Source organism: Micromonospora craniellae, from assembly GCF_014764405.1.
Taxonomy (GTDB): Bacteria; Actinomycetota; Actinomycetes; order Mycobacteriales; family Micromonosporaceae; genus Micromonospora; species Micromonospora craniellae.
The window spans coordinates 4467508-4480184 of sequence record NZ_CP061725.1; the positions used below are offsets into that span (position 1 = coordinate 4467508).

A 12677-nucleotide genomic window follows, 5' to 3' on the forward strand; every position below is an offset into this window, starting at 1 on the left:
TGCCTCGCCCGACGACCGGCCCGTCGGGCGCTCCACGGCCCGCAGCCAGTCCCTTACCCGGCGTGGCCCGTCTGCCCGCCCGTGCAGGTCAGGCGGGCGGACGGGTCTCGAAACTGGTGACACCGGCCAACAGTGCCCGCCCGGGCAGCCGCCGCCCGGCCTCCTGGTCGCCGTAGAGCGTCCAGCGCAGGAAGTCGGTGGTGGTGCCGAGCACCTGGGCGAAACCGGGCCGGCCGGGGACGAGGTATTCGCCGTGGCCCTGACCGAGCAGGCTGAGGAAGGAGGCCGGCCCGGGGGTGCGGCCGTACGCGGCCCGGCCCACGCTCAGCGGCACCACCGCGTCGGCGGTGCCGTGCACGAAGAGGATCGGCGTGCTCGGTCCGGCGAAGCTGCCCGCCATCCCGCCGCCGGCGATCACGATGCCGGCCCGCAGCCTGGCCGGATGCCCGGCGGTGAACATGCCGGCGGTGGTGAAGCCGCCCGCCGAGTGCCCGGCCGCCGCCATCCGCTGCACGTCGAGATGACCGGCGAGCGGGTCGCCGGAGCGCCCGTCGAGCCGGACCAGGTGCCGGATCACCCGCCACCCGTCCGCCGGCTGGTGGCGGACGTCGGCCCGGGAGAACCGTGCCGCGCCGCGCCGGGTGTGCGGGTACGTCGGCGCGGCCACCACGAAACCGGCCGCGGCCCAGCGGGCGGTCAGCCCGGAGTGCAACTCGGGCAGGCTGGCCAGACCGTGGCTGTAGATCACCACCGGGAACCGTCCCTCGGCCACCCGGCTGCCCTGGGTCGGATACCAGAGCGTGACCGGCAGTGGACGTTCCGATGCCGGGTCGACGGTGAGGGTGCGCACACCCACCGCGTACGGCACCTCCGGCGCCAACCTCGCGCCGAGTGCCTGTCCGTCGCTCGTCGCGCAGCCGGCCGACAGCGCCATCAGCAGCGCCGACACCAGTGCGGTGAACCCCCGTGCGATCCCCACGACATCACGGTAGGACCCCGGATCACCCGTCCGGGTCCGGTTGACCGGTGCCGCACGCCATCCGTTCGGACGGCGTGCGCGGGCCGTTCGACTGGACCGCTTTCGCTAAGGTCACGGCATGACTGAGAACTACACCGATCCGAGCGGCAACACCGAGGCCTTCCGCGCCTTCGCCGGCACCCCCGATGCTCCGGCGGAGGCGGCCTCGCGCAATGGTCTGATCATCGGTGCCGCCGTGGTGGCCGTGGTGCTGGTCGCCCTCGCGAGCTGGCTCGCCTTCGCCTGATCGGTGGCACCAGTGGCCTGACCGGTCGTTGGATCAGGTGATGGCCGCTACCACCGCGCGTGCCGCCCGGGCGATCTCTCGTTCCTCGTCCGTGCCGACCACGCAGACCGCGACCTCCGCGCCGTCCGGCGAGATGAACCGGTCACCGCTGCCCGTGTTGCGCTCCGGGTCGACGGTGATGCCGAGTCGCTCCAACCCGGCCAGCGCCGCCGCGCGTACCGGTGCCGCGTGCTCGCCGACCCCGGCGGTGAAGGTGACCGCGTCCACCCGGCCGAGCAACGCGTAGTACGCCCCCACGTAGCCGGTGATCCGCCGGCAGTAGACGTCGAAGGCGAGCGCCGCCGCCTCGTCCCCGGCCGCCCGCCGGGACAGCACCTCCCGCATGTCGTTGACGCCGGAGAGCCCGAGCAGCCCGCTGCGGTGGTTGAGCAGGTCGTCGATCTCGTCCACGCCCAGTCCGCCCTCGCGGCGCAGGTGGAACACCACGGTCGGGTCCAGGTCACCGCTGCGGGTGCCCATCACCAGCCCCTCCAGCGGGGACATCCCCATCGAGGTGGCCACGCTGCGTCCCTGCGCGACCGCGCACACGCTGGCGCCGTTGCCCAGGTGCAGGGTGATCGTATTGACCTCGGCGTACGGGCGGCCCAGCAGTTCGGCGGTGCGCCGGGAGACGTACGAGTGCGAGGTGCCGTGGAAGCCGTAGCGCCGGACGCCGTACCGCTGCGCGATGTCCCGGTCGATCGCGTACGTGGCGGCGGAGTCGGGCAGCGTGTGGTGGAACGCGGTGTCGAAGACGGCGACCTGCGGCACCTCGGGCAGGACAGCGCGTGCCTCGGCGATGCCGGCGAGGTTGGCCGGGTTGTGCAGCGGCGCCAGCGGCACCAGGTCGGTGATGGCGGCCAGCACCGCGTCGTCCACCAGCGTTGGCGCGGTGAACCGCAGGCCGCCGTGCACCACCCGGTGCCCGACCGCGGTGAGCCCGGTCAGGTCCAGCCCGGCCAGGATCCGGCGGACCGCGCCGGCATGATCGGGCGCGTCGCCACCGGGTTCACCGACCCGTTCGACGGTGCCCCTGTCGAGCACCCGGTCGCCGTCGTACAGCCGGTACTTGACCGAGGACGACCCACAGTTCAACACCAGGACCTTGTCGGTCATACGGCACCTCCGGGCGGGGGAGCGTCGGTGAGGGCGGCGGCCTGGATGGCGGTGATCGCCACGGTGTTGACGATGTCCGGCACGGTGGCCCCTCGGGAGAGATCGTTGACCGGCCGGCGCAGGCCCTGCATCACCGGCCCGACGGCCACCGCCCCGGCGGAGCGTTGCACCGCCTTGTACGTGTTGTTGCCGGTGTTCAGGTCCGGGAAGATGAAGACCGTCGCCCGGCCGGCGACCGTGCTGCCGGGCAGCTTCGTCGCCGCCACCGCCGGGTCGATCGCCGCGTCGTACTGGATCGGACCCTCCACGGCCAGGTCGGGCCGACGCTCACGGACCAGCGCGGTGGCCGCCGCCACCTTCTCCACGTCGGCACCGGCGCCGGAGCTGCCGGTCGAGTACGACAGCATCGCCACCCGGGGCTCGATGCCGAACCGGGCCGCGGTGTCGGCCGAGGAGATCGCGATGTCGGCGAGCTGGGCGGCGTCCGGGTCGCGGTTGACCGCGCAGTCGCCGTACACCAGTACCCGGTCGGCGAGCAGCATGAAGAAGACGCTGGAGGCGACGGAGACCTCCGGCAGGTTCTTGACGATCTCGAAGGCGGGGCGGATGGTGGCGGCGGTGGTGTGGGTGGCGCCGGAGACCATGCCGTCGGCGTGACCGGCCCACACCATCATGGTGCCGAAGTAGTTCGGCTGGGCCACCACGTCGTACGCCAGCTCGACGGTGACGCCCCGGTGGGCGCGCAGCTTCGCGTACCCCTCGGCGAACTCGTCGCGCCACTCGCTGGTCGCCGGGTCGACCACCGTCGCTCCGGTGATGTCGACGCCCAGTTCACGGGTCCGTCGGGCGATGTCGTCGGGGCGACCGAGCAGGGTCAGGTCGGCCACTCCCCGATGCAGCAGGATCTCCGTGGCCCGCAGGATCCGTTCCTCGGTGCCCTCGGGCAGCACCAGGTGGCGGCGCTGGGCGCGGGCCCGGTCGATCAGGTCGTACTCGAACATCAGCGGGGTGACCCGCTCCGAGCGGGTGACCGCGAGTCGGCGGGCCAGCTCGTCGGTGTCCACGTTGGCCTCGAAGGCACCGAGGGCGGCCTCCACCTTGCGGGCGTTGGCCGCGCTGGGCCGTCCCTCGATCCGGCTGGACGCGGCGACCGTGTCGTAGCTGTCGCTGGTGACACTGAGCACCGCCAGGCCGGTGTTCAGCCCGTCGAAGAGTCGCAGGGCGCGCGGGTCGGGCTGTTCGCCGAGGGTGAGCACCAGCCCGGAGATCGAGACCTGGCCGGAGACGTGCGCGGCGCCGGCCGCGACCAGCAGGTCGTCCCGGTCGCCCGGGGTGATCACCAGGCAGCCGTCGGTCAGGTGTTCCACGAGCGTCGGTACGTGCGCCGCGCCGACCACGTAGTCGAGCACGTCGCGGCCGAGCGCCGCCTCGTCGCCGGTGAGCAGTGTCGCGCCGAGTGCGGCGGCCACCTCGGCCACGGTCGGCGCCGACACGGTCGGCACCTCCGGGATGGCGTACGCCGGTACCGGCAGGTCGGGCAGGTCCATCGGTGCGGGCACCCGGTTGGCGACGACCGCGAGCACCGTCGCGCCGAGGTCCACCAGATCGTGGTACGCGCCCCGGGCCGCCGCCGCGATCGCCGCCGGCGACTGGCCCTGCCCGTCCACGACCGGCACCACCACGCTGCCGAACTCGGTCGCCAGCCGGGCGTTGAAGGCCAGTTCCCGTGGGGTGGTGCCGTCGCCGGAGTCGGCGAAGTCGCTACCCACCACCACGACGGCCGGACACTGCCGCTCGACCGCTCGGTAGCGCTGCACCACCCTGGAGATCAGTTCTTCCCGCCGGCCGTCTGATACCAGCGCCGTGGCCTCGGCATATGTGGCTCCGGCCAGGTCGGACGGGTTAACCTGCACGCGATAGCGCTCGCTGAGCAGGGCGAGGATGTGGTCGGGCCCGGTCGACGGCACCAGCGGCCGGAACACGCCGATCCGTTCGACCTGCCGGGAGAGCAGTTCGGCGAGACCCAACGCGATGGTCGACTTCCCGCCGCCGGATCCCACGCTGGTGAGGTAGACGCTGCGAACCATGCGGCCAAACCTACTCGGTCCGCGTAGTTGTCCTTCGACAACCATCTCGGGGTGGTACCGCCCGTTTTCGCATGTCAGATGGGACACTTGGGCGAGAAAGTGAAAGGTCTTCACCTTTAGACTCGCGCAGGTGGAGGGACCAACGCAGATCATTCCTGTCGCACCGGAACCATCCCCCGTCTTCGTCGATCCGAGTGGCCGCCGCCGGCGGTGGCTACGGCGGACCGCGTACGCCCTCGGTCTTGCCGGGGTGGCGTACACCACGATGGTCGGCATCAGCTTCGCCGGCGGCCCGGTCCGCCCGGAGACGATCATCCCGTTCGTCGAGCCCGCCGAGACCTGGGAGGCGCCGCCCGTCTCCCCGGCGGCCTCGCCCAGCCCGTCACCCTCGCCGACGCCGTCGCCCACCCAGGTCACGCCGCAGCGCCAGGTGCCCCTTCCCTCCGCGCCCCGCACCGGGACGACCTCGACCAGTCCCGCACCGAGCCCGTCTGAGACGGCGGCGCCGACCAGCGCCAGCCCCAGCGCCTCGCCGATGGTCAGCCCGCCCCGGAGCAGCCCGTCACCCAGCACCCCGCCTCCGAGCAGCCCGACACCCACGACAACGCCGTCGCCGGAGCCGAACGAGACGACCGAAGAAGACGAGTGAGGCGACCGCTCCCCGATGAACCACCCGTACCCGCCCGGCCGACCGGCACACCCGCCCTGCTCCCGTACGCCCGAACGGCCCCGGCAGCACGCCCGGCCCGGTCCGGCCGCCCGCGCCCGACGATTCATCCCCCGTCCGAGCTGGACGGTCTACGCGATGGTTTTCGTGCTGCTCGGCGGCATCCTCTTCGTCCAGGCGTACGCCAACGGCTCGTTCATCCCGGACTACCGGGCGGAGAACACCTTCGGCAGCGGCCAGGACGACGTCCCCGACGAGATCCTCGAAGGCGGCCCGATCGTCAACACCACCGCCGACCGGCCGCAGTCGTACCGGCTGCCGGCGCGAACCATCGCGTTGACCTTCGACGACGGCCCCGACCCGGTCTGGACCCCGGCCGTGCTGGAGGTGCTGGACAAGCACCAGGTCCCGGGCACCTTCTTCGTCCTCGGCAACCAGGTGGTCCGCAGCCCCGACCTGGTCCGTGAGCTGGCCGAGAAGGGGCACGAACTGGGCGTGCACACCTTCACCCACCCGCACCTCACCCAGATCCCCGGGTGGCAGCGGCGGATGGAGTACACCCAGACCCAGCTCGTCATCGCCGGGGCTACCGGCCAGAGGTCCAACCTGCTGCGGTTCCCGTACTCGTCCCGGGCGGACGCCTTCGTCGACCAGGACTGGCCGCTGCTGCAACAGGCCGGTGAGCTCGGCTACCTCAGCGTGGTCAACGACCTGGACAGCCGGGACTGGGAGCGGCAGGGCACGGAGGGGATGATCGAGCGGACCATACCGGAGGGCTACTCCGGCGCGGTCACGCTCTGGCACGACTCCGGCGGTGACCGCTCGCAGACCGTCGAGGCGCTGGACCGGTACATCCCGATGATGAAGGACCGGGGATACACCTTCACCACGATCAGTGAGGGGTTGAACCGGGCGCTGGCCGAGGCCGGTGCCACCGGCACCACGGCCGGGCCGACCGAGGCGACGTTCACCGAGCGTTGGCGCGGCCAGATGCTGATCATGGCGGTGCGCGCCGCCGACGGCACCTTCGTCCTCTTCGGCGTGCTCTTCGTGCTGGTCGGAACGCTCACCATCGGGCGGACCGTGCTGCTGTTCGTGCTGGCGCGTCGGCACGCCCGTAAACGACGCCGCCGGGGCTTCGCCTGGGGACCGCCGGTCACCGACCCGGTGTCGGTGATCGTGCCCGCGTACAACGAGAAGGAGGGCATCGCCGAGGCGGTCCGCTCGCTCGCCACCGGTGACCATCCCGGCGGCATCGAGGTGGTGGTGGTCGACGACGGGTCGACCGACGGCACCGCCGACATCGCCGCCGGGCTCGGCCTGCCGAACGTACGGGTGGTGCGCAAACCCAACGGCGGGAAGCCGAGCGCGCTGAACACCGGCGTCGCCCTGGCCCGGCACGACCTGATCGTGATGGTCGACGGGGACACGGTCTTCGAGCCCGACGCGATCCGTCGCCTGGTCCAGCCGTTCGGCGACCCGCAGGTGGGTGCGGTGGCCGGTAATGTCAAGGTGGGCAACCGGCGCAGCATGATCGCCAAGTGGCAGCACATCGAGTACGTGATCGGCTTCAACCTCGACCGGCGGCTCTACGAGACGCTGCGGTGCATGCCGACCATCCCCGGCGCGATCGGCGCGTTCCGCCGCGAGGCGCTGGAGTACGCCGGTGGGATGACCGACGAGACCCTGGCCGAGGACACCGACGTCACCATGGCTCTGGGCCGGGCCGGCTGGAAGGTGGTGTACGAGGAGAACGCCCGGGCCTGGACCGAGGCGCCGACCAGCTTCGGGCAGTTGTGGAAGCAGCGCTATCGGTGGAGCTACGGCACCATGCAGGCGATGTGGAAGCACCGACGCTCGGTGCTCGACAAGGGGGCTTCCGGCCGGTTCAGCCGTCGCTGCCTGGCCTTCCTGACCCTGTTCGGGGTGCTGCTCCCGCTGACCGCGCCGGTGATCGACCTGCTCGCCATCTACGGCCTGATCTTCCTGAACCGGACCGAGACGGCGCTGGCGTGGAGCGCCATGCTGGGCTTGCAGTTCTTGACGGCGATCGTGGCGTTCCGCCTCGACAAGGAGAAACTCGGCGTCCTCTGGGTGCTGCCGTTGCAGCAGTTCGTCTACCGCCAACTGATGTACCTGGTGCTGCTCCAGTCGGTGGTGACCGCGTTGACCGGCGGGCGGCTGGGCTGGCAGAAGCTTAAGCGCACCGGGCTGGCGCCGGGCGGCCCGGCGGGTCCGCCACCGCCGGTGCCCGCCCCGGCCGCCGCCACCGCCCGGCGGGTACGCCCCTGACCTGCGGCCCGTCGGGATGCGGCGGGTGCTCGTCAGCCCGCGCGTCGGGCGAGACCGAGGGCGTACTCGGGCCACCAGACGCCACTCTCCGGCTCGCCCGAGCGGCAGGCGCCGTCGGACTCGCCCGGGTACTTGACCCACAGCAGGGCGTCGACCCGGTCCAGGCCGCTGTCGGTGGTGGGGGCCGTACCGAGCGCCCGGCCCGGCGGGTTGCACCAGCTCGGCGCGGATCGCACGGTCTCGCCCGGGTGCGGGCCCCTGCCGTTGCGGCTGGTGTCGATGACGAACGCGGTCGTACCGCCGAGGGCGTCGGAGATCTCGTGGCCGTAGGTGACGTTGCGCGGCGTACCGACGAAGTTGGCGACGTTGAGCGCGAAGCCGTCGGCCTCGGCGACACCGGCACGGCGCAGCGTCGCCGCCAACCGGGCGCCGTCGGTGATCCAGCCGGGGTGTCCGGCGTCCAGATAGATCCGGGCGCTGCCGGTGCTGCGTAGCACCGTCACCGCGTCCCGCAGCAGGCCCAGCCGCTCGTCGACGTCGTCGACGCACCGGTCGACGGCGTCCGGCACCGCGCCCGGTTCCACCACGATCGTGACCGGGCGGCCCTGCACCCCGGCGGCCACCCGCCGGATCCAGTCCTGGTACGCCCCGGCCGACCCTGCGCCACCCTCACCCTGCCGGCCGCAGTCGCGCTGCGGAAGATTGTGGGTGACCAGCACCGGCGTCTGGCCGGAGCGGCTGGCACCGGCGAGAAACTCCGACACCTCCTCGGTGACCGTGGCGGAGTCGCCGACCAGCCAGCGGGCGGTCGGGCGGGTGCTGATCCGGCGTAGCGCGGCGGCGTCCTCGGCCCGTCCCTCCCGCTCCCACTCGGTGACCTGCCAGGCCGCCGCGCCGTGCGGGTCGACGTAGAAGACCGGCGGCAACGGCGGCACCGAGCGGTCGGCGCTGACGGTCTCGGTCGACGGACGCTCGGGCGCCTCGTCGCTGCATCCGGAGAGCAGGAGCGTCAGCGCGATCCCCGCCACCAGGGCAGGGCGGCGGAAGCTGCGAGGCATGGCCGCCACCCTACCCGCCGCCCCGGCCCGGACGGACGCGGCCTACCAGGGCTTTCGTCCGCACCGAGGCCCGGTGTGGGCTGTCCGTGCCGGGCCTCCGGAGCGGGGGTCTACTCGTCGTCGGGATCGTCGAGCCGGGCGAGCCAGGTGGCGAAGCGCTCGATCGGGGTCTCGAACTCGGGGTTGAGATCGACGAAGTCCCGCAGTCGCTCGCCGAGCCATTCCAGGGTGACGTCCTCGTCCCCCCGGCGCTGGACCAACTCCTCGATGCCACGGTCGGTGAAGTACATCAGGTCTCCTCGGACATGCTCACCGGGGCGGGCCACCGTCTCCGGTGACCCGCCCCGGTGAGCGGTCGGTGCGGTCAGGGGCGGGGCAGCGCCGCCTCGATGAGCGCGTTCTGCTCCACCTCGTGCATCTTCGCCGAGCCGACGGCCGGGGCGGCGGCGGCCGGGCGGGAGATGCGACGCAGGCGGACCTCGTCGAGGTGCTCCAGCAGGTTGAGCGCGACGAACGACCAGGAGCCCTGGTTGGCCGGCTCCTCCTGCACCCAGGCGAAGTCCTCCGCGTTCGGGTACTGGGCGAGCGCGGCCCGGATCTCCTCCACCGGCATCGGGTAGAGCTGCTCCAGCCGGATCAGCGCGGTGTCGGTGACGCTGCGCTCCTGCCGGGCCTGGAACAGGTCGTAGTAGACCTTGCCCGAGCAGAGCAGCACCCGCTTGACCTGCTCCGGAGCCGGCGCGGCCTGGTCGCTCAGGACCGGCGAGAAGGTGCCGGAGGTGAAGTCCTCCACCGAGGAGACACAGAGCTTGTGTCGCAGCAGGGACTTCGGCGTGAACACCACCAGTGGCTTGCGCTTCGGCGAGAGCGCCTGGCGACGCAGCAGGTGGAAGTAGTTCGCCGGGGTGGTCGGGATGGACACCCGCATGTTGTCCTCGGCGCAGAGCTGGAGGAACCGCTCGGGACGGCCGGAGGTGTGGTCCGGGCCCTGCCCCTCGTGGCCGTGCGGCAGCAGCAGGGTGACCGCGGAGCGCTGGCCCCACTTCACCTCGCCGGAGGAGATGAACTCGTCGATCACCGACTGGGCGCCGTTGACGAAGTCGCCGAACTGGGCCTCCCAGCAGACCAGCGCGTTCAGGTTCTCCACCGAGTAGCCGTACTCGAAGCCCATCGCGGCGTACTCGGACAGCAGCGAGTCGTGCGCGAAGAATCGGGACCGCTCACCGTTGCCGGTCAGCGACTGCAACGGCAGGTAGTCGTCGCCGGTCTCCGAGTCCACGACCGAGGCGTGCCGCTGCACGAACGTGCCGCGCCGGGAGTCCTGTCCGGCGAGCCGGACGGTGACCCCGTCGTGCAGCAGCGCACCGAAGGCGATGATCTCGCCGAAGCCCCAGTCGATGGTGCCCTCGACGGACATCCGGGCCCGCCGGTCGAGCAACTGCTGGATCCGCTTGTGCGGGGTGAAGCCGTCCGGCAGGTTGACGTGCGCCTCGCCGATGGCCTTGATCACCGACGCCTCGGTCGCCGTCTCCACCTGCGGCTCCGGCTCGTCCTGCCGGGCCGGGCGGCTGACCTGGCGCGGGGTGCTGGCCGCGTCGCGGGTGGCCTTGAAGACCCGCTCCAACTGCGCCTGGTAGTCGCGCAGCAGCTCCTCGGCGTCCTCCACGGTGATGTCACCCCGCCCGATCAGCTCCTCGGTGTAGAGCTTGCGGACCGAGCGCTTCGAGTCGATGATCTTGTACATCTGGGGGTTGGACATCGAGGGGTCGTCGCCCTCGTTGTGCCCGCGCCGCCGGTAGCAGACCAGGTCGATCACGACGTCCTTGTTGAACGTCTGGCGGTACTCGAAGGCCAGCCGGGCGACCCGGACCACGGCCTCGGGGTCGTCGCCGTTGACGTGGAAGATCGGCGCCTGGATCATCCGGGCCACGTCGGTGCTGTAGAGGCTGGACCGGGAGTACTCCGGCGCGGTGGTGAAGCCGACCTGGTTGTTGACCACCACGTGCACCGTCCCGCCGGTGCGGTAGCCGCGCAACTGGGAGAGGTTGAGCGTCTCGGCCACCACACCCTGACCGGCGAAGGCGGCGTCGCCGTGCACCGCCAGCGGCAGCACGGTGTAGCCCTCCAGCTTGAGGTCGATGCGGTCCTGCTTGGCGCGGACGATGCCCTCCAGCACCGGGTCGACCGCCTCCAGGTGGGACGGGTTCGCCACTACCGAGACCTTCACCGAGTGGTCGCCGTCGGGAGTGGTGAACTTGCCGTTCTGGCCCAGGTGGTATTTCACGTCACCGGAACCCTGGGTGGAGCGCGGGTCGAGGTGCCCCTCGAACTCCGAGAAGATCTTCTCGTACGGCTTGCCGACGATGTTGGCGAGCACGTTGAGGCGACCCCGGTGGGCCATGCCGATCACGACCTCGTCCAGGTCGTTCTCGGCGGACGCCTCCAGCACCTCGCCGAGCAGCGGGATCAGCGACTCGCCACCCTCCAGCGAGAAGCGCTTCTGGCCGACGTACTTGGTCTGCAGGAACGTCTCGAACGCCTCGGCCGCGTTGAGCCGGTTCAGCACATGCTTCTGCTCGTCGGCCGGCGGCTTCTCGTACTTGCGCTCGACCCGCTCCTGGATCCAGCGACGCTCCGCCGGGTCCTGGATGTGCATGTACTCGATGCCGACCCGGCGGCAGTACGAGTCGCGCAGCACCCCGAGGATCTCCCGCAGCCGCATCCGCTGCCGGCCGTTGAAGCCGTTCACCGGAAAGGTGCGGTCCAGGTCCCACAGGGTCAGCCCGTGCTGGAGGACGTCCAGGTCCGGGTGCTTGCGGATCTTGAACTCCAGCGGATCGGTGTCGGCCATCAGGTGGCCCCGGACCCGGTAGGAGTGGATCAGCTCGTGCACCCGCGCGGTCTTGTTGATCTGTCCTTCGCTGTCGACCGCCACGTCGCGCATCCAGCGCACCGGCTCGTACGGGATGCGCAGCGAGGTGAAGATCTGGTCGTAGTAGCCGTGCTCGCCGAGGAGCAGCTCGTGCATGACCTTGAGGAACTCGCCGGACTGCGCGCCCTGGATGATCCGGTGGTCGTACGTGCTGGTCAGCGTGATGACCTTGCTGACCGCCAGCTCGGCCAGGGTGGCCTCGCTCATGCCCTGGTACGGCGCCGGGTACTCCATCGCGCCGACGCCGATGATCGCGCTCTGGCCCTGCATCAGCCGCGGCATCGAGTGCACGGTGCCGATGCCGCCGGGGTTGGTCAGCGAGATGGTGGTGCCGGAGTAGTCGTCCATGGTCAGCTCGTTGCGGCGGGCCCGCCGGACGATGTCCTCGTACGCCTGCCAGAACTGCCGGAAGTCCATCTGCTCGCAGCCCTTGATGGACGGCACCACCAGGGTCCGGCTGCCGTCGGGCTTGGCCAGGTCGATGGCGATGCCCAGGTTGACGTGCTCGGGGCGGACCATCGCCGGCTTGCCGTCGACCTCGGCGAAGGAGTTGTTCATCTCCGGGTGCGCGACCATCGCCCGGACCAGCGCGTAGCCGACCAGGTGGGTGAAGCTGACCTTGCCGCCACGCCCCCGGGCGAGGTGGTTGTTGATCACGATGCGGTTGTCCACCAGCAGCTTGGCCGGCACCGCGCGCACGCTGGTCGCGGTCGGCACGGCCAGCGAGGCGTCCATGTTCTGCACGATCCGGGCGGCGACGCCGCGCAGCGGCGTGGTCTGCGGCCCGGTGGCGGTCGGGGCCGACTTCGTCGGGGCGGACTTCGCCGAGGTCGTCTTGGCCGGCTCGGACTTGGCGGCCGGCTTGGCCTTCGCCGGGGCTGTGGACTTGGCCGGGGCCGTGGACTTGGCCGGGGCCGGCTCCGCCTTGGCCGCGAGCTCGGCCTTGGCGCTCGGCTCGGCCTTGGCGGGGGCCTTCGGGGTGGATTCGGTGCCGGTCGCCTGGCCGTCACCGTCCGCCGAGCGGGCCTTGCCGGCGCCGGGCCGGTAGTCGGCGAAGAAGTCGTGCCAGGCCGGGTCGACGCTGCTGGGATCGGCGAGGTAGCGCTGGTACATCTCCTCGACGATCCACTCGTTCGGGCCGAAACCCGCCAGTGGGTTCTCCTGCGAAGTCTGCTGGGTCGACACGGCCGGTAATCGCCTCTTTCACGCGGGTTTGGTGTG

General features: G+C 71.4%; 9 protein-coding genes. 3 read left to right on the forward strand and 6 right to left on the reverse strand.

Features of this window, described 5'->3' with window-relative positions:
- Positions 1 to 88: 88 nt before the first annotated feature.
- Positions 89 to 934, reverse strand: coding sequence for an alpha/beta hydrolase family protein (locus tag ID554_RS20340; RefSeq protein ID WP_117226432.1), 846 nt, complete (start codon positions 932 to 934; stop codon positions 89 to 91).
- 163 nt (positions 935 to 1097) lie between these two features.
- Here ID554_RS20340 and ID554_RS20345 point away from each other — a divergent pair, with 163 nt between their 5' ends.
- Entirely contained in the window at positions 1098 to 1265 is a 168-nt protein-coding gene (locus ID554_RS20345; RefSeq protein ID WP_191088588.1) for a hypothetical protein, read from the forward strand.
- A 33-nt stretch (positions 1266 to 1298) separates the two neighbouring features.
- On the opposite strand, the gene ID554_RS20350 is transcribed toward ID554_RS20345, so the two are convergent.
- Together ID554_RS20350 and pta are read right to left on the reverse strand one after the other, a co-directional pair.
- Positions 1299 to 2420 carry an acetate/propionate family kinase gene (locus ID554_RS20350; protein ID WP_117226041.1) on the reverse strand — a complete coding sequence of 374 codons (1122 nt, stop codon included), beginning with the start codon at positions 2418 to 2420 and terminating at the stop codon, positions 1299 to 1301.
- Positions 2417 to 4507 (reverse strand): phosphate acetyltransferase, encoded by a 2091-nt coding sequence (pta, locus tag ID554_RS20355; protein ID WP_117226431.1) that lies wholly within the window; start codon positions 4505 to 4507, stop codon positions 2417 to 2419. Before pta ends, ID554_RS20350 begins: the two co-directional genes overlap by 4 nt.
- Before the next feature lie 130 nt (positions 4508 to 4637).
- On the opposite strand from pta, the gene ID554_RS20360 reads away from it, so the two are divergent.
- Both ID554_RS20360 and ID554_RS20365 read left to right on the forward strand, forming a co-directional pair.
- Positions 4638 to 5156, forward strand: coding sequence for a hypothetical protein (locus tag ID554_RS20360; RefSeq protein ID WP_147333381.1), 519 nt, complete (start codon positions 4638 to 4640; stop codon positions 5154 to 5156).
- Between the two features lie 15 nt (positions 5157 to 5171).
- Positions 5172 to 7466 (forward strand): bifunctional polysaccharide deacetylase/glycosyltransferase family 2 protein, encoded by a 2295-nt coding sequence (locus ID554_RS20365; protein ID WP_117226040.1) that lies wholly within the window; start codon positions 5172 to 5174, stop codon positions 7464 to 7466.
- 32 nt (positions 7467 to 7498) lie between these two features.
- Here ID554_RS20365 and ID554_RS20370 read toward each other — a convergent pair whose 3' ends face one another.
- The 3 genes from ID554_RS20370 to ID554_RS20380 form a co-directional block, all read right to left on the reverse strand.
- A complete protein-coding gene (locus ID554_RS20370; RefSeq protein WP_117226039.1) occupies positions 7499 to 8524 on the reverse strand; it encodes a glycoside hydrolase family 6 protein in 1026 nt (341 codons plus the stop codon).
- Between the two features lie 110 nt (positions 8525 to 8634).
- Entirely contained in the window at positions 8635 to 8814 is a 180-nt protein-coding gene (locus ID554_RS20375; RefSeq protein WP_117226038.1) for a DUF6104 family protein, read from the reverse strand.
- Between the two features lie 74 nt (positions 8815 to 8888).
- Positions 8889 to 12641, reverse strand: a complete 3753-nt coding sequence (locus tag ID554_RS20380; RefSeq protein ID WP_117226037.1) for a multifunctional oxoglutarate decarboxylase/oxoglutarate dehydrogenase thiamine pyrophosphate-binding subunit/dihydrolipoyllysine-residue succinyltransferase subunit — start codon at positions 12639 to 12641, stop codon at positions 8889 to 8891.
- Positions 12642 to 12677: the final 36 nt, after the last annotated feature.